Origin of the sequence: Paenibacillus thermotolerans (genome assembly GCF_028745515.1) — a bacterium.
Classification (GTDB): Bacteria; Bacillota; Bacilli; order Paenibacillales; family YIM-B00363; genus Paenibacillus_AE; species Paenibacillus_AE thermotolerans.
The window spans coordinates 77,837-103,815 of record NZ_JAQZSG010000015.1; the positions used below are offsets into that span (position 1 = coordinate 77,837).

26 protein-coding genes are annotated in these 25,979 nt (G+C 57.4%); 6 read left to right on the forward strand and 20 right to left on the reverse strand.

What is annotated here, in order from left to right; genetic code table 11:
• Positions 1 to 29: 29 nt before the first annotated feature.
• Together PT964_RS14145 and PT964_RS14150 are read right to left on the reverse strand one after the other, a co-directional pair.
• The gene (locus PT964_RS14145; protein ID WP_274364006.1) at positions 30 to 689 is read right to left on the reverse strand and encodes a serine/threonine-protein kinase; all 660 of its coding nucleotides are present in this window, start codon (positions 687 to 689) and stop codon (positions 30 to 32) included.
• Positions 682 to 1,599: an RDD family protein gene (locus PT964_RS14150; protein WP_274364007.1), complete on the reverse strand. Its 918-nt coding sequence runs from the start codon at positions 1,597 to 1,599 to the stop codon at positions 682 to 684. The genes PT964_RS14145 and PT964_RS14150 overlap by 8 nt, the downstream gene beginning before the upstream one ends.
• Positions 1,600 to 1,693: 94 nt before the next feature.
• On the opposite strand from PT964_RS14150, the gene PT964_RS14155 reads away from it, so the two are divergent.
• On the forward strand, positions 1,694 to 2,656 hold the full coding sequence (locus PT964_RS14155) for a stage II sporulation protein M (protein WP_274364008.1): 963 nt from the start codon (positions 1,694 to 1,696) through the stop codon (positions 2,654 to 2,656).
• On the opposite strand, the gene PT964_RS14160 is transcribed toward PT964_RS14155, so the two are convergent.
• The 8 genes from PT964_RS14160 to PT964_RS14195 form a co-directional block, all read right to left on the reverse strand.
• Positions 2,639 to 4,021, reverse strand: coding sequence for a DUF58 domain-containing protein (locus PT964_RS14160; RefSeq protein WP_274364009.1), 1,383 nt, complete (start codon positions 4,019 to 4,021; stop codon positions 2,639 to 2,641). The genes PT964_RS14155 and PT964_RS14160 overlap by 18 nt on opposite strands.
• A complete protein-coding gene (locus tag PT964_RS14165) occupies positions 3,972 to 4,892 on the reverse strand; it encodes an AAA family ATPase (RefSeq protein WP_274364010.1) in 921 nt (306 codons plus the stop codon). The genes PT964_RS14160 and PT964_RS14165 overlap by 50 nt, the downstream gene beginning before the upstream one ends.
• On the reverse strand, positions 4,893 to 6,077 hold the full coding sequence (locus tag PT964_RS14170) for a DUF4350 domain-containing protein (protein ID WP_274364011.1): 1,185 nt from the start codon (positions 6,075 to 6,077) through the stop codon (positions 4,893 to 4,895).
• Positions 6,074 to 6,736 carry a DUF4129 domain-containing protein gene (locus PT964_RS14175; RefSeq protein WP_274364012.1) on the reverse strand — a complete coding sequence of 221 codons (663 nt, stop codon included), beginning with the start codon at positions 6,734 to 6,736 and terminating at the stop codon, positions 6,074 to 6,076. Before PT964_RS14175 ends, PT964_RS14170 begins: the two co-directional genes overlap by 4 nt.
• A 7-nt stretch (positions 6,737 to 6,743) precedes the next feature.
• The gene (locus tag PT964_RS14180) at positions 6,744 to 7,712 is read right to left on the reverse strand and encodes a hypothetical protein (protein WP_274364013.1); all 969 of its coding nucleotides are present in this window, start codon (positions 7,710 to 7,712) and stop codon (positions 6,744 to 6,746) included.
• Between the two features lie 138 nt (positions 7,713 to 7,850).
• Positions 7,851 to 8,684, reverse strand: coding sequence for an energy-coupling factor transporter transmembrane component T family protein (locus PT964_RS14185; RefSeq protein WP_274364014.1), 834 nt, complete (start codon positions 8,682 to 8,684; stop codon positions 7,851 to 7,853).
• Positions 8,681 to 10,471 carry an energy-coupling factor transporter ATPase gene (locus PT964_RS14190; protein ID WP_274364015.1) on the reverse strand — a complete coding sequence of 597 codons (1,791 nt, stop codon included), beginning with the start codon at positions 10,469 to 10,471 and terminating at the stop codon, positions 8,681 to 8,683. Before PT964_RS14190 ends, PT964_RS14185 begins: the two co-directional genes overlap by 4 nt.
• Positions 10,472 to 10,484: 13 nt before the next feature.
• Positions 10,485 to 11,033: an ECF-type riboflavin transporter substrate-binding protein gene (locus PT964_RS14195; RefSeq protein WP_274364016.1), complete on the reverse strand. Its 549-nt coding sequence runs from the start codon at positions 11,031 to 11,033 to the stop codon at positions 10,485 to 10,487.
• A gap of 245 nt (positions 11,034 to 11,278) precedes the next feature.
• Between PT964_RS14195 and PT964_RS14200 the strand changes: the two genes are divergently transcribed.
• Complete coding sequence (locus tag PT964_RS14200) at positions 11,279 to 12,058, forward strand: undecaprenyl-diphosphate phosphatase (RefSeq protein ID WP_274364017.1); 780 nt, start codon at positions 11,279 to 11,281, stop codon at positions 12,056 to 12,058.
• Between the two features lie 377 nt (positions 12,059 to 12,435).
• On the opposite strand, the gene PT964_RS14205 is transcribed toward PT964_RS14200, so the two are convergent.
• Positions 12,436 to 13,050, reverse strand: a complete 615-nt coding sequence (locus PT964_RS14205; RefSeq protein WP_274364018.1) for a TetR/AcrR family transcriptional regulator — start codon at positions 13,048 to 13,050, stop codon at positions 12,436 to 12,438.
• The gene (locus PT964_RS14210) at positions 13,022 to 14,269 is read right to left on the reverse strand and encodes an MFS transporter (RefSeq protein ID WP_274364019.1); all 1,248 of its coding nucleotides are present in this window, start codon (positions 14,267 to 14,269) and stop codon (positions 13,022 to 13,024) included. Before PT964_RS14210 ends, PT964_RS14205 begins: the two co-directional genes overlap by 29 nt.
• 178 nt (positions 14,270 to 14,447) lie before the next feature.
• On the opposite strand from PT964_RS14210, the gene PT964_RS14215 reads away from it, so the two are divergent.
• Entirely contained in the window at positions 14,448 to 15,902 is a 1,455-nt protein-coding gene (locus PT964_RS14215; protein WP_274364020.1) for an aldehyde dehydrogenase family protein, read from the forward strand.
• A 55-nt stretch (positions 15,903 to 15,957) separates the two neighbouring features.
• On the opposite strand, the gene PT964_RS14220 is transcribed toward PT964_RS14215, so the two are convergent.
• Complete coding sequence (locus PT964_RS14220; RefSeq protein WP_274364021.1) at positions 15,958 to 16,413, reverse strand: SRPBCC family protein; 456 nt, start codon at positions 16,411 to 16,413, stop codon at positions 15,958 to 15,960.
• Between the two features lie 104 nt (positions 16,414 to 16,517).
• Here PT964_RS14220 and PT964_RS14225 point away from each other — a divergent pair, with 104 nt between their 5' ends.
• Positions 16,518 to 17,342 (forward strand): helix-turn-helix domain-containing protein, encoded by an 825-nt coding sequence (locus PT964_RS14225; protein ID WP_274364022.1) that lies wholly within the window; start codon positions 16,518 to 16,520, stop codon positions 17,340 to 17,342.
• On the opposite strand, the gene PT964_RS14230 is transcribed toward PT964_RS14225, so the two are convergent.
• The 4 genes from PT964_RS14230 to PT964_RS14245 form a co-directional block, all read right to left on the reverse strand.
• Entirely contained in the window at positions 17,321 to 19,252 is a 1,932-nt protein-coding gene (locus PT964_RS14230; protein WP_274364023.1) for an FtsX-like permease family protein, read from the reverse strand. The two genes, PT964_RS14225 and PT964_RS14230, sit on opposite strands and share 22 nt — an antisense overlap.
• Positions 19,227 to 20,000, reverse strand: a complete 774-nt coding sequence (locus PT964_RS14235; RefSeq protein ID WP_274364024.1) for an ABC transporter ATP-binding protein — start codon at positions 19,998 to 20,000, stop codon at positions 19,227 to 19,229. The genes PT964_RS14230 and PT964_RS14235 overlap by 26 nt, the downstream gene beginning before the upstream one ends.
• 131 nt (positions 20,001 to 20,131) lie before the next feature.
• Complete coding sequence (locus PT964_RS14240) at positions 20,132 to 21,211, reverse strand: sensor histidine kinase (protein ID WP_274364025.1); 1,080 nt, start codon at positions 21,209 to 21,211, stop codon at positions 20,132 to 20,134.
• Between the two features lie 12 nt (positions 21,212 to 21,223).
• Positions 21,224 to 21,943, reverse strand: a complete 720-nt coding sequence (locus PT964_RS14245; RefSeq protein WP_274364042.1) for a response regulator transcription factor — start codon at positions 21,941 to 21,943, stop codon at positions 21,224 to 21,226.
• A 134-nt stretch (positions 21,944 to 22,077) separates the two neighbouring features.
• On the opposite strand from PT964_RS14245, the gene PT964_RS14250 reads away from it, so the two are divergent.
• Together PT964_RS14250 and PT964_RS14255 are read left to right on the forward strand one after the other, a co-directional pair.
• Entirely contained in the window at positions 22,078 to 22,992 is a 915-nt protein-coding gene (locus PT964_RS14250; RefSeq protein ID WP_274364026.1) for an RluA family pseudouridine synthase, read from the forward strand.
• Positions 22,993 to 23,170: 178 nt separating this feature from the next.
• Positions 23,171 to 23,344 (forward strand): hypothetical protein, encoded by a 174-nt coding sequence (locus tag PT964_RS14255; RefSeq protein WP_274364027.1) that lies wholly within the window; start codon positions 23,171 to 23,173, stop codon positions 23,342 to 23,344.
• Between the two features lie 545 nt (positions 23,345 to 23,889).
• Here PT964_RS14255 and PT964_RS14260 read toward each other — a convergent pair.
• Genes PT964_RS14260 through PT964_RS14270 form a run of 3 tightly spaced genes read right to left on the reverse strand, consistent with a single transcriptional unit; the run spans position 23,890 to position 25,842 of the window.
• Entirely contained in the window at positions 23,890 to 24,696 is an 807-nt protein-coding gene (locus PT964_RS14260; protein WP_274364028.1) for a stalk domain-containing protein, read from the reverse strand.
• Positions 24,697 to 24,722: 26 nt separating this feature from the next.
• Positions 24,723 to 25,160: a PH domain-containing protein gene (locus tag PT964_RS14265; RefSeq protein ID WP_274364029.1), complete on the reverse strand. Its 438-nt coding sequence runs from the start codon at positions 25,158 to 25,160 to the stop codon at positions 24,723 to 24,725.
• Between the two features lie 37 nt (positions 25,161 to 25,197).
• Positions 25,198 to 25,842: a BsuPI-related putative proteinase inhibitor gene (locus PT964_RS14270; protein WP_274364030.1), complete on the reverse strand. Its 645-nt coding sequence runs from the start codon at positions 25,840 to 25,842 to the stop codon at positions 25,198 to 25,200.
• Between the last annotated feature and the right edge of the window lie 137 nt (positions 25,843 to 25,979).

A 25,979-nucleotide genomic window follows, 5' to 3' on the forward strand; every position in this document is an offset into this window, starting at 1 on the left:
CACTCTTGAATGCAGCTGCAAATTCATATTCACGAATCGCTCCCCCATAGATCTCCTTTGCGCAGCCAGCGGTAGCCCTTCCGCACGCTGTTCATGAGGAAATCGGGAACCGGCAGCGGATGATCGTACATGAAAGGAAGATAAATTTTGTAATAAGCTTTCTTTACATCGTCCCACATCGTGCAAGGCTCATCCTTCAGAAAATCCGAGACGTCAACGACGATGCCGCGGCCGTTCGGGTCAAGCATCACGTTCTTCCCGTGGACGTCGTGCGGATGAAGACCGCGCTCTCTTGCGTAGTCCAGCGCCTCGTCTATATCTTGGATCGCTTGTTCGGGAATGCGGACGCCCTGCTTGATACAGTCGTAGAACGTCGTTCCGTACAATCTGCGAAGCACTAAATACCGGTATTCCCCATTCGCGTGAAAGCATTCCGCATACGCCGGATGTTTTCCGAGACGGCGGTACACCTCCACCTCGTCTTCCCAGCCGGGACGCCCCGGCGCGTAAAGCTTCAACACACGGTCCGGGTAATCGGGGTGGACGAGCACCGCGGCATAGTTTCCCGCTCCGATGACGCGCCACCGACCGGGCACGTACCGTACGACAATCGGGTCGTGCGGGTCCTCGCTCTCGATATCGATGTTAGGCAGCAGTTCCGAATGCGCCATTTCTATAAATTTATCCATCGGCACGCAGCCCTTCGGCTTGCAGCTCCCAATCTTCCCGCAGTGCAGAATACATGGCCAGCGCCCAATAAACAGGAGTCGTCTCCCGTTCCTTGCGCCGGTTCGCCCTCTTATGCACTTCCGCAGCGGTCATCGGCGTCCCTTCTTCGGCCGGCTGCATCAACTCCACCCATTGCGCTTCAAGCTCCAGCTTCGGCGCCAGCAGCCCGACAATGCCTTCCCCCAGCTCGCCGGCTTTCTTGGAAGACAACCAATGGAGCCTGTCGACATACGCGGAAAGCAGCGTCCATTCTTGTTCGGTGATCCGCTCGCGCATCCACGGCTCGAATGTGAAGATCGGCAGGAAAGGCGCCTTATCCTTCAACAGCTTGTCGATCCGTTTCGATTTCCGTTTATTGCCGCCTTGCTCGAACACGACCACCGTTCCCGCCGCCCAGTCGCCGATCCGTTTGTCCTTGGAGTGAAAGAAGCTAAATAGGATGCCGGTAAAATAAAGCGCGGGCAGCATATCGATCAGGCGAAACAGGTTGCGGATGACGGCGGACAAAAAGCTGAGCGGCCGCCCGTTCTCTTGGATGACCCGGATGCCCATCGCCCTCTTGCCGACAGTGCGCCCTCCGGTCGAAAACTCCGAGATAATGAAGTATAGCGACGTGAACGCCGCATAGAACAAAATTAGCGCCGCGACGCCGTATTCGGCCGCCCACGCCGGCATCGCGTCGCCGATCGCCGCATACACCGCCCAGCCGGCAAGCGCGACGCCTGCATTGGCCGCCATGACGATCAGCATATCAATGAGCTGCGCGCCGATTCGGCTGCCGACTCCCGCGGTTTCGAACCGCAGCTCGACCTGCTCCGGCGTCGTCACGGTGAGCCGTCGGCTCCAGCTTGGCTCATAGGCCGTTTGCATTTGTTTCTCTCTCCTCTCATCCGATTGGTGATATAATCAATACGCAGTACTATCCATTCGCGAATCAAGCGACAAACGATAAAGGAGCGCCCGCATGGAACTTACGTCGTTTATCAAAAGACACAAACCGCTGTGGACCGAGCTCGAACGAGCGGCGGATTCGATGCAGCGAAGGGCGGCACGCTTAACCGCAGGCGACGTCGACCGGTTTACCGCACTGCATAAGCAGGTGTCGGCACATTTGTCCTTTATGAATTCCAATTACCCCGGTAATGAACTAACCGGTTATTTGAATAAACTCGTATCGCGATCCCACAACGTATTGTACCGCGATTCTTGGAGCAGCACGGAAGGGTTTAAGCGATTTTTCGCGACCGGCTTCGTCTCGCTCTTAAAGGAGCGTGCGGCATTTATCGCTTTCGCCGCGATATTGATGGCCGCCGGCTTCATCTCCGGCTTTGCGGTCGTCATGAACGACCCTCACCAGCTGTCGGCGATCGCGCCGCCGCAATTCGCGGACGTCGATCCGAGCCGCATCGCGGAAGACCGAGGCGATTTGACGTCGTCGATCGACTCGGCGGCCATTATGACGAACAATATCCGGGTTGCGGTGCTCTGCTTCGTCAGCGGCATCACCCTCGGCATCGGCACATTGTATTTGCTTGTATACAACGGTGTGTTGATCGGCGCGCTCGCGGCCGTATTTTTCCGCGCGGGGGAAAGCTACGCCTTCTGGGCGTTCATCCTTCCGCACGGGGTGATCGAGCTGACAGCGATTTTCATCGCGGGCGGAGCCGGGCTGTACATGGGGTACGTCATGATGGTGCCCGGCCCGTACACGCGCAAGTACCGCTTCTTCACTTCGGTGCGCGAATCCGTGCAGCTGCTGCTCGGCACGGTGCCGCTGTTCGTCGTCGCCGGGACCATCGAAGGCTACGTGACGCCCGCGTGCATCCCGCTCGAAGCGAAATACTTCGTCGCCGCGCTCACTCTCGCCGCTCTCGTCCTTTATTATTTATACGGCAGGAAACGGCTTCAGCTACAGCGCGTCTCTTGATTTCAAGTCCAAATACGTATTGACGGCCGCCAGCGCTAATTCGTCCGCAGGCACATCCAGCACCTCGATCGCGAGGGCTGCCATGCGGGCGGCGTAGCGACGGCGGTCTTCTTGCATTTTGAGGGCCGTGCTTTTGATGTAGGCTTCCTTCGCGCGGCGAACCGGAATGCCGGCCCACTCATGCAGCAGCGGATCCTGCAAGGACAATAACAGCAGCAAGTGCGTTCTTCTTAATCGGATCAAATACGGAGCGAGTTCGTTCTCGAACAAGTAGCTCTCCATATCGGAGAACAGCACCATAAAGCTGCGCTTTTTCTGTATTTTGGCAAGATGCGTGAGCGCCAGGCCGTAATTCGACTCGGACATGTCGCTCTTCAAATCGTAGACCGCATCGATGATGGTCTGGACATGCTCCATCCCTTTGCCGGGCGGAACGTACGCCTTGAGCCCGCCGGAGAATGCCAGCGCAGCCACTTGATCGCCGCGCTGCAGCGCAACGGCGGCAAGCGTAAGCGCCGCCTCGAGCGAGCGGTCCAGCTTCGTCTTGCCGGCGAGCTCGGTGCCCATCATCCGCCCGCAGTCGATCAGCAGCGTGACGATTTTCCCGCGCTCGGGCTGGAACACGTTCACCTTCGGTTGCAGCGTCCGCGCGGTGGCGGACCAGTTGATCGTGCGCGGGTCGTCATCCGGCGTGTAATCGCGGATGCTCTGGAAGTCCGTGCCGGAACGGGCACGCCTGAACACGCGCCGGCCGTCGAGCACGAGGCTGCGCTGCATCGAAGCGAGCGTGCCGCGCACGCCGCTCAAGTCCGGGAGCACGCGGATTTCGTGCGTGCACGGGATATGGGCTTGGCGCTGCCAGAGCCCAAGCGAGCCCCGATACCGTACGAAGACGGTATCGAGCGTGTACCGGCCGCGCTCCGTCGGCCGGGTTTCATACAAGGCCTCCGCCCGGCGGCCTTGGAACGTCAGCGCGGGCCAAGCATCCGGCCCCGCGAACGTATCCGGCAGGTCGTCGACGACCTGCCCCTTCGCCGGCTGCCTGCCGCCGGCCGCCCGCACCGCGAGGCGCACAGCGACCGACCCGCCGAGGTCGACGCGGTCCGGCGCCTCGCGTTCGGCGGTGAGCCGGTTCGGCCCCGGCAGCAGCGCAAGATCGAGCGCGCTCAGCACCGCGAGCGTGCCGTTCCACGCCCAGAAGACGAGGGCGCCCAAATCCGCATCCAGCGCATACGCTCCGCCCGCCAAAGGCGCGCCCGCCAGCAGCAGCGCGGCCAGCCGGCCCGTCGGCACGACGCGCAGCGCCGGGAGCAGCCTATCGCGGAACCGGGACCGCGGCAAGTGTTTCTTGGACGACTGCGTCACTCGTCACACCCTCCAATTCCGCCTGCGGCGCGAGCAGAAGACGGTGCCTCAGCGCCGGGCGTGCCACCAGCTTCACATCGTCAGGCGTCACATAGTCTCTGCCGTCCAAATACGCCCACGCCTTGCTTGCATTCAGCATCGCGATGCCAGCGCGCGGGCTCGCTCCGAGCAGCACCTTCTTGCTCGTGCGTGTAAACCGGGCGATCGCCGTAATATATTCGATCACGCCATCCTCAACCTTGACGCCGGTCAGCGCATCGCGGTGCTTGCGGAAATCGTCGAGCGTCAGCGCCGGCTCCAGCTTGCCGTCCGACATGCCCGCTCCGGCTCCGTGTGCTCTGTATATTTCCGTCTCCTGCTCCGCGTTCGGATAGTCCAGCACCAGCTTGAACAGGAAGCGGTCGAGCTGCGCCTCCGGCAGCGGATACGTTCCTTCATATTCCACCGGGTTCTGGGTCGCAATGACGAAGAACGGATCGGGGAGCCGGTGCGTTTCCCCTTGAATCGTCACCTGCCGCTCCTCCATCGCCTCCAGCAGCGCCGACTGCGTCTTCGGCCCGGTCCGGTTAATTTCGTCCGCCAGCAGCAGGTTCGTAAACACCGGCCCGCGGACCGTAATGTACCGGTTTTCCTGCATGTTATAAATGACGTTGCCCGTAATGTCGCTCGGCATCATGTCCGGCGTAAATTGAATGCGCCGGTAGTCTCCCGAGATTAATCCGGCGAGCGTGCGGGCAAGCTTCGTCTTGCCGAGCCCCGGCACGCCTTCGAGCAGCACGTGCCCTCCGGCCAGCATCGCCGTGACGACAAGCCTCACATTCGTCCGTTGCCCAAATATGTTCTCTTCCATCCGCGAAAGCAGCTGTTGCATTTACCGTTCCCCCTCTATTGTCCGCAGCGCTTCATCCAATACGGCGCTGTCCTCAACCCATCGCTTCTCCGAATAAGCTCCGTCCGCTTGCTCCCACCGAAGGAGGACGTTCCGCAGCGCCTCCGCCGTCTCCGGCTTCAGCGCCGGTTTCGCGGCCGCGGCGATGTCCGCCGCCTTTGCGGCGCCGGGGAGCCCGACACCCCTCAGGGACAACGCCCGCTTCAGATGCTCGACCCGATAGCCGAGCGACTCTCTTGTCAGCTTCCCTCTGCGGTACCAGCCCGACACCGCCAGCAGCGTCTCGTCGCTGCGGCGCACGCGGAATTCTCTCGGCGTATACGCCGGCCCGAACCGCTTGCCCTTCCGCCACAGCCATATAATCAAAGCTGCCGCAATCTGTCCGAACGCCGCCAGCAGCCAAGGAGGATACACTTGGGAAATACCGGGCGAATCGGCGTATCCGTGGTGATACTCATCGAAATAGATCGTTCGCCCGGCCGCCGACTCTCCCCCGAGCATGGACCAAAGCAGCTCGAATTGCTCGCCTTTGAGAATGTTTTCGTTCTGCGTCCACTCCGGGGTCAGCGCCATCGTCACCGAGCCTTGACCGATGCTCTTCCGGGCGGCGATGACGCCGCGTTCGTCCCTCAGCAATACTTCGTCCGCCTCGACTTCGGTCAAGCGAAGAAAGCTTTCCACGATCGCTTCATGCGTCGTTTCCCCCGCTCCCCCGACAGCCGTGACGTATGCAGCCGATTCATCCTGTCTCACAGGCTCCGCCTTTGCCGGCTGCTTCTCTTCATCGCCTGTCCGTTCCGAATCTTCCGTACCCCACGGATTAAGCGGCCCGGGCACATGTTCCAATACAACAACATCGTTTCCGTATTCGGAAGCCCATGACGTGAGCTCCCCGCCTGCCGTTTGCGTCATCTTATACGGGTCGATCGCCACGTACAGCTGCCCTTCCGCCTTCGGAAGCCGGTCGGGCGGCAGTCGCCATTCGCGCACATCCGCGCCTTGCCGCTCAAGCAGCGTTCTCAGCGCCTTCGTCCCGTCGAGATCCGGCGAGAACGAAAGGTAGGGGGAATAATCTGTGAGCCCCGGACGGATGAACGCAAAGCCTAAGCCGATAAATAGGAATACGCAAACCGCAAGCAAAGCCTGCGTTCGGTTCGTTCGTGTCATGCCGCCTCCCCCTTGCCGTCCGCTATCGAGCTTTCTACGCGTTTGTACCAATCGCGGAAATCGTCGGAAGGGAGCTCTTTCAGCCCATACCATACCGTATCGAACCGAAGCGCGGATTCCCGAAACAGCTCAAGCCAAGGCGAGCTGCGCTCCGCAAGCTCCTCCGCGTACTCCCAATTCGTCTTCCAGGCGCGAACCTCCAGCATCTCTTTCTCCTGCAGGGATAGCAGAAGCGCCAGGAACAACAGCCGCGTTCCCTCCCGGGTATCCCCCGATTCGGCGGCGTTCCGCGCCCGCTCCAGCAAGCTCTCCGGCGGCTGCTCCAGCTCATCCTCCGTCATGGAAGCTTTCCGCTTCAGCCCTCGCTCGAACCACAGCATTTGCCACAGGAAAAACAGCAGCGCCGCAACGATCACGACCCCGATTCCGATAATGATGTACATCAGCACGTCCTCGGAGCCGTCGGCAAACTCGATTTGCGGAAATAAATCATTCAGCTTGTTGACCAGCTCTTCCAGCCAGCGGAGCAGCAAATTTTCCCCTTGCTGTCCTTCCTTCGCCGCATATGCCGTATACTCATCCCCCGACAAAATGCCCTTCAGCGCCTCTTTTTCCTCGTCATAGGACGATAGTAAGGCGAATGCCCAACCTTTTGCCACGATTCGATCACTCTTCTCCCCTCGCGGCCGCAATCATGGCGGCGAGATCATCGCCGTCGGCGCGAACCTTCTGGATTCGGTATGCCATCGTATACAGCACGATGCCCGCGGGGACGACGGCACAAAACACGAACAGTACGGCAAGCATGCCCGACAGCGTGACTCCGAACGCGGCAAACACCATAAATAAAGCGACGGAGAACACGTACATGAGGACGGCGAAATTAATGTAGATGCCGAGCAGCCGCCAAAACGATCTTCTCGTCAGCGCCCAGCTCCGGCCGATGCCTACGCTCTCGTTCTCAAACAGCAGCGGGGGCAGAAAAAAGCCGAAGCGCACTACGAAATAGTAGTATGCTAGGATTCCGATGTACATCAGCCCGATATAAATGACTAGAAAGCCTACCCCCGCCATCGCGGCGCCGGCTCCGCCGGGCAGTGCGGCAGCGGCGAATGCCGTCGCAGCCCCGTAGAAGATGGCTAGAAATCCGTTGCCCATCATGACCCCGGTGTAAACTCCGATGCAGATGATCCAAAATAATATGCCGTTGCCGAGTACGCGCCAATACCGCCTCAAAGCTTCACGAAACGCCGACGCCAATGAAAGCTCCTCGCCGTTCAGCGCGCGGTTCGTCAAAATAACGCCTGTCGCCATATGAAGCGGCAGCGCCACGAACGCAAACAGGAGCGCCAGCAGCGCGACGCCGGCGATTTTAATCCACAGTTCGATCCCGGCTTCCAGCGACTGTTCCGGGAGCCGGCTGAGCCAGAACGTCTCGAAATCCTCGAACCCTTGAAATTTCGGCACGACCGGCAGCTGCGAGACGTCGATCAGCAGCAAGCTTGATGCAAGGTAGAAAGGCCCGAAGGCGATTAACGTCAATAAAAACAACGGAGTAAATAACGTTCTGTACAACTGTAGAGAGCGGTCCAGCGTTTGCCCGACTCCCATCGGCCGTATCGGCATCGATCGCATGCGTTTGGCTCCTCCAACCTGCTATAATATCGAAAGCATTCACTCCCCATTGTAACATGGGCGGACGCGGGCGGAACACCGTTCAATTTCATAAAAAAAACGGCGCGTATCCCTCTTGGGTTTGCGCCGTTCTTTTCATCAATCTGCAAAAGGATACCAAAACCCGTCAAACATGCCGATTCGCAGCCAAACCGCTATTCCGAGGGCGGCCGCGCAAATTGCGGCGGTCAGCCAATCCGCGGCGCGAAACGGCTGGCGATGGTACCACGTGCGGGATTTATGCTTCCCGAACCGGCGCAGCTCCATGGCGTTCGTTACCGTATCGATGCGCTGGAGCGACGACATCAGCAGCGGCACGGTGACCATGCCCCAAGCCTTAAGCCGCTGAAGGACCGAAGCTTCCCCTCTGCGGAACCGCACTCCTCTGGCTTCCTGGGAGTGAATGATGTGCTTCAGCTCCGTCTGAAGCTCGGGCACGTACCGGAACGCGATGCTTACCGCATACGCCACCTTGTACGGCACGCCCGCCCGGTGGAGACTTCCCGCAAACCGGCTCGGATGCGTCGTGAACAGAAACACCACCGTGAGCGGCAGCAGATTGCCGTATTTCATCGCCAGCGTCAGCACGTAAAAGAGCGTCTCATACGGAACCTCCGCATACCCCAGCGAAAAAGCGAAGGTGTGCCGTCCCGCCAGCTCGGCGCCGTATCCCGGGGTAATCAGGATAATTAAGATCGCATTCAACACGTTGAAAAAGGCCACGGCCGCAATCAACCAACGAACCGTTCGAAAAGGAACGCGTGAAACTGCCATCAACGCAATCCCGATCAACAGCATAACCGCGAATACTCTAAGGTCGAGGAACAGGAACGTGATGACGGACCATGCAAGCCACATGAGCAGCTTGACCGTTCCGTCCATCCGGTGAAACGGGGAATCCGCTTCGGCGTACAGCGTTCCGGTGCTAATCATCGTCCGCCCGCCCCCCTTTCGAACGCGATGTAATGGCGGATGAACGCCGCGGGATCATCCAGCCCCGCTTGCCTTGCCAGCTTGGCGAGCGACGTCATCTTCAGGCTCGCCTGCGATACGATGGCTTCGTCGGCGAGCAGCTGCGCCACATCGCCGTCGCCGATGACGCGCCCTCCGGACAGAACGACCGCGCGGTCGGCATATTCGAGCGCCAAATGCATGTCGTGGGTAATGATCAGGAACGCGGTTCCGGAAGCTGCCAGCTCCGCGATCCATTCCATAAATTCGCGGTAATGCCGGTAATCCTGCCCTGCGGTCGGCTCGTCCAGAATAATCAGCTCCGGCCCGAGAACGAGAATGGAGGCGATCGTCAGCCGTTTCTTCTGTCCGTAGCTGAGCGCCGAAACCGGCCAATTCCGGTACGGGTATAAGCCGCAGGTACGCAATGCGTCTTCGACCTTGCGCGCCAAGGTTTCAGGATCCAAGCCGGCGGAGAGCAGCCCGAGTCCCGCTTCGTCCTTCACGATTTGCTGCGTAATCATATGGTTCGGGTTCTGCATCGCATACCCGATCCGCCGGCCCCGCTGCGCCACGCTCCACGGCTTAATCGACTCGCCTCGGAAACGGATATCGCCGTTTGTCGTCTTCAGCATGCCGGTGATGAGCGCCGACAGCGTCGATTTGCCGGCGCCGTTGTTGCCGAGCAGCGCGACCGTCTCTCCCGCCCCGATGCGGAACGATACGTCGGTCAGTACCGGCTTGGTTTTATCGTAGCCAAAGGTAATGCGGTCGATCTCGAGCAGCTCCTCGCCCCCGCGGTCCCTGCCGCGGGCGGCGGCCGATTGCCGCCGCGCCTCCGTCCCCGGCTCCATCCATCGCGTCAGCAAGCCGCCAACGGCCTCTCCGCGGAACGAATCGAGATTCGACCACTCCGGGGGCCGCTTGCCGCTTTCGATGCTGCCGCATTCGTCCTTGTCGCATTCGTCCTTGCCGCCTCCGGCATCCGCCTCGGAAAATCCGGCATATTGCAGCGCTTCAACATATAACGGCTGCCTGATGCCGTATCGCTTGAGCACCCCCGAGCCGAGCAGCTCGTCCGGCGTACCGGAGGCGACGATTTCGCCGCAGTCCAGGAGCACGATTCGGTCGACGGGCCTATGCAGCACATCCTCGATGCGGTGCTCGACGATAATGATCGTTTTGTTCGCTTCCCGATGGATGTCGTCGATCAGCGCAATCGCCTTCTCGCCGCTGGCAGGGTCGAGGTTGGCAAGCGGCTCGTCGAACAGCAAAATATCCGCGTCCGTACACCATATGCCCGCGATGGACACGCGCTGCTTCTGGCCGCCCGACAAGTCGTAGGGGCTTGCGTCAATCGACGCGAGCATATCCACCGCTTGCAGCGCCTGCCCGACGCGTTCCTTCATGTCGGCGGCGGGCACGTTCTCGTTCTCAAGCACGAACGCGACATCCTCGCCGACCGTCAGTCCGACGAATTGCTTGTCTTGATCCTGCAGAATCGTGCCGACGGCCTCGCTCGTCGCGAATATGCCGGCCTCGGACGGCTTCCGGCCCTTCACGATCAGCTCTCCGGTCAGGCTGCCCTCGTAATGAAAAGGAATCAGCCCATTGAGACAATGGGCCAACGTCGATTTGCCGGAGCCGCTTCGCCCGGCAATGAGCACTTTTTCTCCCGGATAAATGTCCAGGTTAATCTGTTTTAAGGTCGGTTCGTTCAAGCTGCGGTACTGAAACGAAACATTGCGCAAAGATACGATCGGCTGCATGAAGCTTATTTCGTCACGCCTCCGCCGATAGATTGGAGTTGTTCTTGTTCGCCCGGCTAATCGCGAGAACCGCAGGAATACCGATCACGCCGAAGACGATAATGTTGGAGACCGCTGCGCTTACGACTTGAACGGCGATCTTGTCGGCAGGCTCGCCGTGCACGATGATGTCGAACAATCCGGCAAATATAAGTCCGACTATAATGCCGATTACCCCTGTAATTGCAAGGTAAGCCGTCTGCTTACCGGTCGTCGCTCCGCGGCGGACGTTAAACTTCGCGCTCGTGGCCACGAGTCCCATAAACAAACCTGTGATGGCGGAGCTCATCACCCATCCCCACCATACGCCGTAGCCGGCGATCAGATCGGTAATCGTGTGGCCGATAAACCCGACAAGAAAACCGACGACCGGCCCGAACAACGCACCGAAAATCGTCAGCAATGCAAGCGCGGGCTTGAAATATGTATTAGGCCCCACCGCAAACCCGAACATGCCGAGCACGCCGTACAATGCGGCGCCGATGCCGATCGCTACAACCATCTTGGTGCTGAATCGTCCCATATCCGTTCAACCTCTTTTCCCCATGTTATACGCAAATTTCACCATATAAAGCTTTGTCCGTCAAGAAAATTTTGGCACTTTCGAATACGCCGATACGGTGGTCGCGCCGAGAGGATTGCGGTACCTCTTTACGGCTTCCGCTTACGCTTTTTCGCCGGACATGCAGGACATGTTTCCGCCTGTCCGCGAATAACGATAAGTAAGGCGCAACGCCGAATCATTCCAAAAAAATCGAGGTTGAACGTATGTCGTCATTAGAAGCTTTTATACTAGGGCTCATTCAAGGACTTACCGAGTTTTTGCCGATCAGCAGCACGGGACATTTGTACTTGGGGCGCCACGCCTTCGGCTTGAACGAGGCAGGCATATACCTGGATACGATGCTGCATATCGGCACATTGTTCGCCGTGCTGGTTTATTACCGCGAAGAGCTTGTCCGCATTATACGAGATCCGTTCGGCAAGCTGACCTGGCTGCTTGTGGTCGGCACGATTCCGGCGGTCATCGCGGGCGTCCTGTTCTCGGATTTCTTCGAGGAAATTTCGGAAACCGGGGTTACGGTCGGCTGGGAGTTTCTCGTTACCGGAGCGTTTCTATGGTTCTCGGAAAGCATCAAGAACGGCCGCAAAAAGATGGCCGACATTTCGTATACCGATGCGCTGGTCATCGGAACGTTTCAGGCGGCGGCCATTTTGCCCGCGATTTCCCGCTCCGGCTTGACGATTGTCGGGGCGCTCATTCGCAAGCTGGACCGCGAAACGGCGGCCTACTTCTCGTTCCTGCTCTCGATTCCGGCCATTGCCGGCGGCATCCTGTTTCAAGGGCTGAAGCTGCTGGAGGGCAGCGGCCCCGAAATATCGGCCGGCCCGCTCGTCATCGGCACGATCGCTTCCGCGGCGTTCGGCTACGTCGCGGTGAAATGGATGATCGACTTCCTGAAGAAGGGGTCGCTGAAATGGTTCGCCGTGTACGTCTGGGCGATCGGCGCCATCATCATCACGGCGCAGTTTATGGGCAAGTGGTGATCCGCGCATTGTATTCGTCGGTCATGCAATGGGCGCATTCATTCGCGGTCATGCTGCTGATCGGGGGGCGTTGACGGCGGTATCCCGCGTTGCAGTGCGGCCCGGCGGCCCTGCCAGGCCGTCAGTCGACAACGGTTAACGGAACGGATTGTCCGCTAAAACCGCTGTACCTCCCAAAATCGCTTAATTAACGGAACAACTTGTCCGCTAATCGGCCGAGAAACATCCAAAATCGCCATGTTTAGCGAATTAGCGGTCATCCGTTTCCGTTAATTCCCCCTTTCGCCCGGTTTCGACAAATTTAGCGGTCATTGAGTTCCGTTAGTAAGTCAGATCGCTCCGAACGCAGCAAAGAGCCCTGATCCAGGGCTCTTTACTTATTCAGCCACGCCGAGCATTTGCCGCAAAAACTGCTTCACAAGCAGCAGCTGCCGTTTCACCTGCGTCGTGTCCGGCCCCAAGTGCGAGGTCGCCAAAATGCCGCCGTCCACAAAGGTGATCAACGAACGCGCAATATCTTCAAGCGGCGCCTTCGGCTGAAAATCCCCCTGCCGCACCCCGCGTTCGAAGATGTCCATGTAGTATCGGATCGCGTTCCGATACCGCTCCGCGAGCAGCTGCGCCCGGTCCGGGTGCCGCCAGCCGGAGTTGAAAAACTCCATGATGACGAACAGCATCCCGTCCTCTTCCTCATCAAATTTCGCAATCGAGTAATCGAACAGCTTCTCGATAACCTCCCATGCGTGAGACGTTCCTTCAAACAATACGTCCGGCGCCGGCATGTCGGCGTCCATAGCCTCCATAAGAGACAGCAGCATCGCTTCCGTATTGTCAAAATACGAGTACACGAAGCCCCTGCTCATCCCCGATGCGTCGACAACATCCTTCATCGTTGCGGGCTCGAAGCCCTTCTGTACAAATACGTTCTTGGCCGCCTCCAATATTTCGCGGCGGCGATTTTCCTTATACTGTTCGTCCACCTTCGGCGTCATGCTGAACTCCCCGTTCTGCCAATCTTTTGCCGCACAAGACGATGATGCCGATCGCAACCAGCAAGCCTCCCGAGATGAAAAATGCCGAGATAACCCCATACACGGTCGAGAGCACTCCGCCGAGCAGCGGTCCGATAAAGGTCGCCAGCATCGTAATGCTTCCGACGGCCCCGAAGACGCGCCCGCTGTACTGCTCTGGCGTCAACCGCTGCGCGCTGGACTGGAACGGGATGAACACGAGTCCCGCAGCCGCGCCGCCGATCAGGAACAACGGCGACAGCCAGAGCGCGGAACCGCCGCTGCTCACAATCAGTGCGGCCGACGCAAGCATCGCCCCCATCAGGGCCCCTCCGGCCGCCATAAAGCCTAGCGGGGAACGAAATTTCAGCTTGCTGACGGCGCCGGCGGACAATATCATCCCGAGCCCGCTCGCCGCCATTGCGAATCCGACGGCGTCAACGCTTACCTCGGGAACGAGCCTCGCCAGCACGATCAGCTGGGAATCGGCGATCTGCAGCACCAACAATACGGCGGCGAGAAGCGCGGTTCCGAACATAAGAAGCGGAATGCCCCGAATGAACGCCATCCCTTCCTTGAACTCCGCCATAAAGCTATTCGCTCCGCCTTTCCGTTCTTCCGCCGCATCCCGAGCCGTGCGCTTTGGAACGCCGGCGAGAATGAGCGCCGACACGGCGAAGGTGGCGGCATCGATGTAGAACGCCGCTTTGACCCCGGCCGCGGCCACAAGCAGTCCGCCAAGCGTCGGTCCGATTATTTTCGCCCCTTGCTCGATCATGGCACTGAAGGAAGCGGCTTGCTGCATCTGTTCGTCAGGTACGATTTCCTTCAGTTTACCATTTTTCGCCGGGCTGAACAGCGCTTCAAACACTCCCTTCAATACAAGCAGCACGCAAATGTGCCACAGCTCCGAAGAGAAGGCGAGCAGCAGCACAAGAACCACTCGCGCCAAATCGGAAATAACCATGATCGTCCTTCTCTCATACCGGTCGGCCAACACGCCCGCGAACGGCCCCAGAAAGACGATCGGGCCGATAAAGCACAGCATAATCGCGGCGATGCCCATCGGGCTCGTCTTCCAAAACAGGCCGACCAAGGCGAAAAGCGCCAGGTAATCCAACCAATCCCCCAAGTTGGACACGGTTTGCGCTCCCATCAGATGCAGGAACGGCTTACTGCGGAACAGCGGTTTTTCAATCATTATGTACAGCAACTCCCTCTTTTTTATAAAACGACATACGTGTCGTTAAACGACAACAATGTCGTTATTATAAACGACACAACTGTCACTTTGTCAATGTTTTTTTCTTAACTCATGCGGCACTCACGAATGTAATACACATATGGAATAGCATTTCTCTTCGAAAGGAGCCGATCGAATGAGGTGGACGGGATTAAAAAAAAGGGACGGTTCGAATTTGGAGGTCCCGTTAAAGGATGATTTTCCGTTCGTCGAGACTTTGGAAGCGGGAACCTTTGCGTTGATGAAGCTCTCCACCGATATGAAAATTGCCGCGCTTGGAGAAGCGGCCAAAGCGTTAGCCTCCGGGAACGGTCCGGAGCTCCCGGCCGCAGGCCGCGCGCGTCTGCTGCAAGCCTTCTCCCCGGATGCGCTTCGCCGCAGCGTGAGGGAGGCTTTCCCGGCAGCCGGCTCCGCCATGCTGGACGGACCTTGCCCCGACTATGCCGGCGGATGCTGGAAAACGGCGTTTCCCGCCGGTCCTGTAGCCGTTCTAAGCGAAGGCAATGCCGCCGCCCCTGCGCTGCATGCCGCATGGCAGGCCGTTCTCTCGAACTGCCCGGTCGCATTGCGGGTAACGAAATGGAACCAGGGCATCTTTGAAGAGCTGTTCGAGTTTCTTCAAGGGCTCGAGGTGCCCCAGCTTTCCGCCCTTTTAAACAACGTACATCTATTTTTTGCGGATTACCGGGAGGTCATCGGACGCGCACAGCTGGCGCGATTGTTATCGGAGGGGCCTTTCGCAGCAGGGGTATTTTGGGGAAGCCTCGACGCCGTCGATTTTTATACGTCCATGCTCGGCCGCAATCCGAACCATCCTGTGGCCATAGCCATACCGCCGCAAACCGGCGCAATCGTCATCGACGGCTCTTATATTAAAAGCAGAGGCTTGTACTCCGAGCGGGATTGCCAGCAAACCGCCCGGGCGATTGCCGGAGGCGAGCAGCTGCAGCCGTATTGTACGCCCACGGCGGCGGTGTTTATCGGGAAACGGCGGGAAGCCGAGCGATTCGCGGAGGGCGTAGCCCAAGCACTGCAAAAGCTTCCCTCACCTGCCGGGAACGTCCCCGTCTCGGAAGGCGCCTCGCTCCGTCTGCAGCGGCTGCGCGAAAAAACCGCCGAGCTCGGCAGCAAAGTGCTGACGCCGGCGGACGGCTCCGCCTCGTGGACGGTTGTAGTCAGCGATCGGCGGTTTACGGAGAAGGAGCTCGACGAGCACATTCCGCTGCATATTTCGCAGCGTCCTGCTTATGTAGAAATCGCTGTCGTCGACAGCTTTGAGGAAGCGATAAAGCTGCTGCACGGCATCCCTTCGCTTCCGTCCCACGAAGGAGTCGCCAATGTGCAGACCGTGTTCAGTTATACGTCGGCGGAAAGCGGGCTGCGCTTAATGAACCTGCTGCGCCATATCGGCGTCACCCGGATCGTATCGCCGGACGCCGCGTTCGTCCGCGATGCGGCCGAACCGACGGACGGGGTCGGCTTGATTCGGCATTTCACGCGGGAAATCGTATACGCAGGGCTGCCGTTGCCGGCTTCAGCGGAGAAACGGGTGGATCAGGAGAAGCGGACTGCAGGCAGTACGGCTACATAACGGACTCGTGCGCCGCAACGACAAAGCACCGGCTTCCAAAGCCGGTGCCCCTCGTTTACCAGCCGAAATCCAGCGTTTTGCCGGTTTCGGCCACCGTTTTGATATTGCTCAGGATCATCCACCAGTGCGATTTGGCATTTTCGTACGACGGATGGTTTTCGGTAAACCGATCGTTCACCAAGGTCAGCTTCGTGCACTGTCCGACGGTTTCCAGCGTAAAGGTCACCCTCGACTCCAGCTCCCCATGCTTGTCCGGATAGTACGACGGACCCGGATGCTCGGTATAGCTTAGCAATTTATTGGGTTCATAAGCCAATATCGTTCCGTACACATGCACCGTCTCGTCGCCGTCGTTGCCCGGCCCCACGTATTCGAAAGGATCGCCGGGCTTGAAGGTCGAGTTCAGCACGCAACCGAAAAACGTTTTGCGCGTCCCTTCCGGCTGCACCAGCGTACTCCAAACCTCGTCAAGTCCCGCACCGATATAAAACTCGTATTTCAGCTGCTCCATGATTTACACTCCTTCGGCGTTCGTTTTACAATAACAATGATAGCTTTTCCACATTTCGCAGTATTGTAAAAACGCGACAAGTCTTACCGCAGGAGCGACAAAGCATGAACAAAACCACTGTTCCGATGTCCAGCATGGGCGTCTTGAATTTGCATAGAAGCGATGATCATTTTACGCTCACTCGCCATACTCCTTCCGGGGACACCGGCTATTTCGTGAAGCATTACTGGATCGTCAGCTGGGATTTGACAGGGCAGCCGCCGCGCGTGCAGGACGTCGTGCCGAACCCGTGCGTCAATCTAGTCGTCGAACCGGAGCGTTCGGCCTTCTTCGCCCCTTCCAACCGGAAGTTTTCTTACCATTTGCAAGGGAAAGGCTGCGTATTCGGTGTCAAGTTCAAGCCCGGGGCGTTCTACCCGTTCATTAAACGGCCGGTTTCCGAACTGTCGGGCCGCCCCCTTGATGTGCGCAGCGTGCTGGGCATCGACGCCTGTTCATTGGAGCGTGCGATGTTCGCGCAGCGGAACGAGGCGGACATGGTACAGCTTGCCGAAAGCCTCATCCGCCCGAAGCTGCCGGAGCAGGACGATACGATCCCATTTATCAACCGCATCGTCGATCGCATCATGCACGACCGCGAAATCACCAGGGTGGATCAAATTTGCGAGCGGTTCGGGATCAATATAAGAAAGCTCCAGCGCATCTTCCGGGGATACGTCGGAGTCAGTCCCAAGTGGGTCATCAAGCTGTACCGTCTCCAGAACGCCGCGGAAGAAATGGAGCACGGCCGCTTCCGCGACATGGCTCAGCTTTCGACGGAGCTCGGCTATCACGATCAGTCGCATTTTATCAAGGATTTCAAAGCCGCCGTAGGCAAAACTCCTGAGGAGTATGCGAAATCGTCTTATCATGAAAGCGGCGAAACGTAAATTTGCTTGAAATACGACCGCTTGGTGATGACAAAATAAAGCAGATGGAGCAGGAAAAACACGCCCACCACACACAGCCCGAGCCTCCAGGTGCTCGTCGCAAACACGTTCCCCAGCATTTTATAAGCAAAAGCCGCATGAACCGTCCCGACCGCGAACGGAATCATAAACACCGAGCCGATCTGAGCGGTTACGATCCGGTTGATTTCCTTCGGCGAGACACCGATCCGCATCAGCTGCTTAAACCGCGTGCGGTCCTCCTCCAGCTCGGTAAACTGCTTGAAGTAAAGAAGACTGCCGGAAGCAAAGAAGAACAAACAGACGACGAATATTCCAATGAAAAAGGTAAGCGCCGTAAACTGTTTGACATACTTATAATCCGTTACCCGTTCGTACACGCGACCCTTCATCTCGTCCGGCACGTCGCCGAGCAGCCGCTCGACGACGGCGCCGTCGTCTTCCCAGCCCTTCCATTCGTAGCCGTAATACACTCTTTTCTCCGAGTCGGCAGCCGCCGAAGCAAGCCGGGCATAATCCGCATCGTCCAGCACCCATACCGCTTTGGCGCCGTTGACGGAGGCGCCGAACCGGTTGCCCTCCGAAATAAACCGTTCCGTTCGGCCCCCGATTTCATACGAAATTTCCTTGCCTTTCGTTTCCAAATCAGAGCCCCTCTGCCCTCGGAAAGGATACATAAGCATCGTACGGCCCTGCTCCAGATTCACTTCCAGTCCGCTGCCCGCAAGACCGGAAGCCTCGTTCCATCCGCTTTCCGAAACAAAGTAAGAGACCTGCTCCTTTGCCGCGGGCAGCTGCACTTTCGCCACCGTACGCAGCATCTCCAGCCGCAGCTCATATTCAAGCTTAATGCCGCCGCTGCCGAGCGACTCCTTAACGCGGCCCGCCGGCAAGACGCGATGTTCATCGTCGCCTCGCTCCTCATATCCGAAGGCTTGCGGCGAGTTCTGAACGATTTGCGATTTGTTATCCATATAGAACACCGTTATGACGCCGGACGCCGTCAGAACGACAGCCGTCAGAACGGCTGACGAAAACATCACTCTGGCGTTGTCCTTCAGCTTGAACATCAGCTGCGATACCGCAATCAGACGAATGCCCCGCCAATAAAACGCCGGCGTTCCCGTCAATCGTCTGACGATCGCCACGCTGCCCTGCGTAAACAAGAAATAAGAGCCAGTAACGACAAGCGCCAGTATCGGCAGCATATACATCAATAATCCTCTTAAATTGGTCGTGTACGCCAAATAATACCCTGCGCCCAAGCATACCGCCGACAGCAAAGACAGCCAGCGGGAATATAGCGGTAGCGATTTCGGCTTGCGCGAACCGCGCAGCAGCTCAATAATCGGCTGACTTCCGACGCTCCTCAACGTAAGCAGCGCAATTCCGAAAAACAAAATAAAGAACAAGCCTGCGGTCAACCATACGGCCGGCGCCACAACCATAAACCGGATCGGGTTTTCGACATCCAGCAGGTCGGCAATTCCCATAAAGAACAGCTTGGAAAACAACGTCCCGAATGCAATGCCGGTCCCGATCGCACAAACTGCAATAATGAGCTGCTCGTACAATGCCATGCGCCGAATTTGCCCGATCGTCATCCCGAACATCTGAAACAGTCCGAATTCCTTGTTCCGAATCTTATAGAACGCGGAGCTGGAGTATAAGACAAAGAAGAACGAAAATATGAAAATGACATACTCCAAGCCCAAAAGCGCCTGACCCACGGCTTGGCCTCCGTAAATTTGCCCGTTGCGCACATCGGGATGAAAGATGAAGGAAGCGAACAAATAAAAGATGAGCACGGACGCGGCGCTGCTGAAAAAGAAAGCCGCATATCTCCGCCATCCGCCGCGGATGTTGCTAAGAGCGAGCTGCCGAAACGTCATGGATCTGACCTCCCAACAAGCTCAGCGTATCCAATATTTGCTGGAAGAACGCCTGGCGGTTGCCGCCGCTTCGAATTTCCGAAAACCATTTGCCGTCCTTGATGAATATAATTCTTCGGCAGAAGCTGGCGGCGAACGGATCGTGCGTCACCATAAACACCGTTACCCGCCGTTCCTCGTTCATCCGCTTAAGCGACTGCATCACATCGTTCGCTGCTTTCGAATCGAGATTGCCCGTCAGCTCGTCGGCCAGCACCAGCTCCGGACGGTGAATCATCGCCCGTGCGATCGCCGCCCGCTGCTGCTGCCCGCCGGAAATTTCGTACGTCCGCTTATTCAAAATTTTTTCAATGCCCAGCAGCGCGCTCAAATCGTTCACCCGCTGCTCGATCTCTCTCGGCTTCACTTTATCGAGCGCCAACGGCAATATAATGTTTTCTTTCACCGTGAGCGTATCGAGCAGATTGAAATCCTGAAAGATGAACCCCAGCTTGCGCCGGCGAAATAAAGCAAGCTGGTTCGGGCTCATTAGCGCCGGATCGGCGCCGCCGAGCTCGAGCTTGCCCGATGAAGGACGATCGATGGTCGCCAGCAGGTTGAGCAGGGTCGTCTTGCCGCTCCCCGACGGACCCATGACGCCGACGAATTCCCCCTCCTCCACCTCAAGATGAAAGCCGTCAAGCGCTTGATATGTAACGGCTCCTTTCCCGTAAACCTTCGACAGATGATTCGCTTGTAACACCGGCACGGCTGCCGCCCCCCTTATAACTGTTGTTTATACTGCAAGTATAGCGGCGCCGCGCGGAGGCGAACCATCGATTTACCTTTCAAAACGGACGCTCGAAGCTTACAATATTGTCACCTGACAACGCAGCGGACCTATCTGCCCAGCGCCTCCCGGAAAGTGACCTGCGGCGTCCCGAAGGCGATCGTGACGCTTGTCCCTTCCCCTTCCGCCGAGTCGACCGTTAACCGGTGCCCGAGCCGGCCGCACGCCTGCTTCGCCAAATAAAGTCCCATGCCCGTCGATTCCGGTACGAGCCTGCCGTTGCGCCCGGTAAAAAACGGTTCGAACACGCGCGGCAAATCTTCCTTCGGAATGCCGATGCCGCGATCGCGGATTTCCAGTATGACACCCTCCGATTGCCTTCGTACCGTCAGCACCACTTCCGCCCCGTTTTCCGCGTCCTTTTTGACCGCCGCACTGTATTTGACCGCATTCATCAGAAGCTGGCTTACGACGAACGACAGCCATTTCTCGTCCGACTCGACTTCGGCTTCCGCAGCCTCCGCATGAATTTTCGGAAACAGACCGTACCGGATCCACGCCGATTTGTACTCGTTCACGGCGCCCCGAAGCAGCGGCAGCAGCGGGATCCGTCTAATGTGGACATCGCGGTCGAACCGGTCCAGCCGAGCGGCATGGAGCAGCGTGCTGACGCCTTGGTGAATCCGATCGCACTCTTCGCGAATGCTGTCGACGTCTTCTTTACCGAGCGGCCCCGCGGTTTGCTGGGTTATCAGATGAATGACCGAAACCGGCGTTTTCATCTGATGCGCCCACTGCTGCATGAAATGGATTTGCCGCTCCTGCGCCGCTTGAAGCTCCGCCAGCCGATCGGCATATGCGCGGTACTGCCGTTCGATCGTCTGCTGCAGCAGCAACTGCTCGTTAGTAACGGCCGATTGCAGCAACAGCGCCTTGTCCGCCTGTCCCTCCCCGAGCTTGTCAGCCTGCCGAAGCTCAAGGTAAAATCCTCTCTGCCGCAAGTAATCGATGAACAAGAACAGCAGCAACCCGATCGCCGAAAGAACTCCTATGTATGCAACATTTCCGGTTTGAAGCGACGCCTCCTGCCCGTTAAGGTCGAGGATGATCACGGTTAAGACGAGCAATGTATTCAATAAAAAAACGACCGCATACCAAAGCCGATCCGCCAAAAAATGCCGAAGCTTCAACTCCGCACCCCCTTACAGCACGAGACGGTACCCTTGTCCGCGCACCGTTTCGATGCAGCCGGCAAGGCCCAGCTCCTCCAGCTTCTTTCTTACCCTCGTTACGTTCACCGTCAGCGTATTATCGTCGACGAAATCCATTTCGTCCCACAACGCCTCAAGCAGCTGCTCCCGTGTTACGATGGCGCCGGCTCTTCTCCCCAACGCGTCGATCAGCCGCATTTCCTTCATCGTCAGCTCCGCCTTGCGTCCGTTGTAATGCAGTTCGTTCCGCAGCGAGTCGATGAGAAGTCCGTTCACCTTCGTTAACGCTTGTTCCTCCACGGAACGGTTGTCCGCGTTCGGCTCGGCCGGGGACGCATATTCCCCGTACGTCCTGCGAAGCAGTCCGCGTATTTTTGCTACCAGCACGTCAAGATGAAACGGCTTCGTGATGTAATCGTCTCCCCCGTTCTCGATCGCCATCACCTGGTCCATTTCGCCTACCCGAGCGGATATGAAAATAACCGGCGCATTCGTCGCGCTCCGAATTTGCCGGCAAATATAAAACCCGTCGTACATCGGCAGGTTAATATCGAGCAAAATCAAGTGCGGCCTGTCCGACGCATCGGCCAGCCGCGCTTTCACTCCTGCATAATCGTCCATCCTTACAGCCTCATACCCGTACTTGACCAGGTGCCGCCTTACGATTTCCGCAATTTTATCGTCGTCTTCTATAATCCATATCCGGTACATCTCTTCATCCCCCGGCCGTTGCTTCGCCATGTTCGATTTTGCGTCATTTTTATTGTAACATGGAGGACATAAACGGAAGAATCCTAAGGATACTAGTTCGCCTTACGATACATAACGAAAGACGGTGGATGGAATTGGCGCAGCAGCAAACAGGCGGAATCAATTTGAAGATGGCGAAGCGCAAAGGGGAATGGCTGGAGCTCCGGCTGCCGGACCATTTGGCGGGCATACCGCTCTCGGGGCTGATGCGGCAGCTGCCGGTCCCTCAGAAAATTGCCGGCAGGCTGATCGGGACGAACGGCGTCGTGCGGCAAGGGAAGCAGGTGCGCCTGCGGCTGTTCCCGAGAGAGCGGCCCGAATTCGAGGCGGAGTGGGCCGAGCTGAACGTGCTGTACGAGGACGACTTCACGCTCGTCGTAAACAAGCCGGTCGGCGTGGAGGTGCACCCGAGCAGCAAGGGGCAGAAAGGCACGCTGGCGCACGCGGTGGCGGCGTACTACGAGACGACCGGTCAGGCGTGCCGCATCCGGCACATTCACCGGCTCGATAAGGAGACGACCGGCCCGGTATTGTACGCGAAGAACGAGCTGGCGCATTACGTCTTCGACGAAGCGATGCGCCGTAAGGACATCGAGCGCATTTACTCCGCCATCGCGGAAGGCGTGATCAAGGATAAGAAGGGCGTCATCGACGCGCCCATCGGACAAGACCGTCACCATTCGACGCGCCGGCGCGTGAGCGAGACCGGCGAGAAGGCGGTGACGCGGTACGAGGCGATCGAGCGGTTCGCCGATCACACGTATGTACGGCTGCGTCTGGAAACCGGACGTACGCACCAAATCCGCGTGCACATGGCGCACATCGGCCACCCGCTTGCGGGCGACGGCATGTACGGCGGGCACCGCGAGTATATCAAGCGGCAGGCGCTGCACGGCGAGAAGCTGGTATGGCTCCATCCGTGGACGCGCGAGCGGATGGAGGTCCGCGCGCCGCTGCCGGACGATATGGCGTCGGTACTGCGGACGCTGAGAGAGACGGTGCGAAAGTGATGTTGATTCGAAAGCTGCAGCCCGCTTCCTATCGAAGGGCGCTGCAGCTTTTTCGTTGACGTCGGCGGAACGGCACTTGGTTAGCAGGGGAGCCAAATTTTACTTTGACCTGACTTGCCGAATGCCCATATGATACAGCGTCAAATGACTAATAAATAACGCAATGGAGGCAAGACCTATGAACCAACCTGTTGAGGCTTCTCAAGGCGAAGCCGGATATGCCGCACAAGGGAACCGGTTTTTCGCGCCGTTTGGCTTCGGATATCCGTTCTACGGGCGAACGGTTTACCCGAACATGCCGCATCAGCAGGTAATGCCATATTCGGTGTCCCCTTATTCCACAACAAAGTAACGGATGCGTAAAAACGGGCCGCCGACGAATCGGCAGCCCGTTTCAGATTGTAGACAAGTAATTCTCTTTACCCAGTACACCGCCAAAAAGCATGGACTCGCCAAAATAAGGAGGTTGACCTCACTATTTCACCTCGCCGTGCCCAATTCCCGCCAAATAGTGAAGTGTTACCTCGCTATTGACCCCGAACACCGCCAAATGAGCATGGACTCGCCAAAATAAGGAGGTTTGACCTCACTATTTCACCTCGCCGTGCCCAATTCCCGCCAAATAGTGAAGTTTTACCTCGCTATTGACCCCGAACACCGCCAAATGAGCATGGACTCGCCAAAATAAGGAGGTTTGACCTCACTATTTCACCTCGCCGTGCCCAATTCCCGCCAAATAGTGAAGTTTTACCTCGCTATTGACCCCGAACACCGCCAAATGAGCATGGACTCGCCAAAATAAGGAGGTTTGACCTCACTATTTCACCTCGCCGTGCCCAATTCCCGCCAAATAGTGAAGTTTCACCTCACTATTGACCCCGAACGAAAACCGCGGCATCAAACCTTCATCTCGACAAAACGTCCTTCCGCCCATTCGAACACCTTTAGCGTCGTTTTGGGCTCGCCGGTTGGTTTGCCGGTTTCCGCAGAAGCGTCCGTCACGGTCTGCCAATAATATAATTGCGAGTTATCGTCGTTCAATTGATAGCTGCCGATGACCAAATGGTAATTATCCTGAAACACGGTGCGGTCCTTGAGCTTTCCGGTCCAAGCCTCCGTCCAAACTCCGTCGTTCATATACATAAGACGGGCTTCCCGGACGTCCATGCCTGTCCCGCCCGTACGCGTGACAATTTTATATAACGAGTGCGCCCCCTCAGGAGACAAATTTTCGGCGATCCAAGACTCGACATGCCACGGCCGCTCGAAAATCAGCTTATACGTCCCGTCCGGCCGCTTGTCGAACAGAAAGAAGTTCCCCAAGTGGACCCCGCCGTCGATCCGCGCCAGCACTTCTAGCTCGGGGTCGGCGTCTACGTTCGCTTCCTCCGCAAATAATCCGTCAAAATAATACGCGCTCTCCTTACCTCGCTCCCGAATCCACTCGGCAACAGTATCTTCGGTGACCCCTGTCTGCGTTTCTATGTGTACAGAATGCGTCTCTTGATCCCAAGTCACTCGTCCGCCCATCGCTTCCGCCAACGTCCGGACAGGCGCCACTGTTGTTCCGTTGTCGATCCGAGCATTGTTCAATCGTTTGCCGTCGACGAACACGCTTATAGAACCGTTAGCCGCGGCGGTTCCCGCCAATAAGACACATGCCCCGCAAAGCAGCAGCGTCCTCACACTTTTTTTGATTTTCATTTACGCTCTCCTCCGGCAATCTCAGGTTACATTTCTACTTTGGCGTTCGGGCAGCGCTCGGCGAGAGCTTTCAAGAATGCGTCCCGGTCCTCGGGGGAAATGAGTACAAAGTCATATCGGTTATACACGATTTCAATTCTTTTTAAAGAAAAGGCCGGGCTCGACAGCGGATTTCTTGTCTTCTTCGCCGACTTTACGGCGCTGAGCAGAATCACCTTACGGAACGGACCGTACTTGACAGTCAAGCTGTTGTCGTCCAAAACATAGGAAGTAGTCAAAAACATCCAAAGGAAAAAAAACGCGACTCCGACAGTAAGGGGCAATACGACGATAAGCTCGCCGAGGCCGGACGCTTCGAAGAGCGCCGCATAACAACCGGCCCCTACGGAAAAAAGGACGGTCCCCCAAACGAGAATAGTCACCCACCAATCCTTTTTCGACTTATAGGAGATCAATAGCTTCACTCCTCCGGGCTTTATACGATCTGCTCATCGTTCCCTCCTACATGTCCACGCTTACCTCGGCCGCCAGCTCCGCCGGGTCCGGGTTTACGGATTGTACGCCTGCCAAAAAGGTTACTCTGACAACATACCGACCGCTTGGAACGAGATTGCCCTCGTTGTCCCGCAAGTCCCATCGTTCCGTAAACTCGAGCTTCTCCCCCGATTGTATTTCTTTCTCGACGATGGCGGTGATGAACGCTTTATCGTGCGACCAAAGGTAGACGGCTTCCTCTTTCTCGTTATAAACGACGATGTCAAACATTTGGCCCGATCCGAACACGATCTCCATGTCGCTATTCGTAATATTTTCGAGGGAAAAACGAAGTGCGAGCCCGTCCTGCTCCTTCGCCGCGTCTAACGATGTGCGGAACAGTCCCGAAGTGATCTTGGATTGTTCCGCCTTTTTTCGGATCAACTCTTTCACTTGATCGGGTCCGAGCTTCACCGTTTCTTTAGGCTTCGGCGTCTTGACGCCAACTTCCTTCACATCCGCTCCGACTTCGAGCATTGCTTCCTGCTTAGCCCCGCTTGATGCCGCAGGGGGTTGTTCGGCGAAATTTCCGCCTTGGACTCCGGTCGAACAGCCGGTGATCATAACGATCAGTACACTCAACAACCATTGAAAAATGCCGCTCTTTTCCATAGATATCACCTAAAGAGTAAGACGGCATTTCCAATAAAATGGTTTCAACCGATTGATCAAATTTTGTCAGCGATATTGACTTTTTAATCAGCGAGCACTGACATAGTTGTCAATATGACTGACAGAAAGGTACAGCA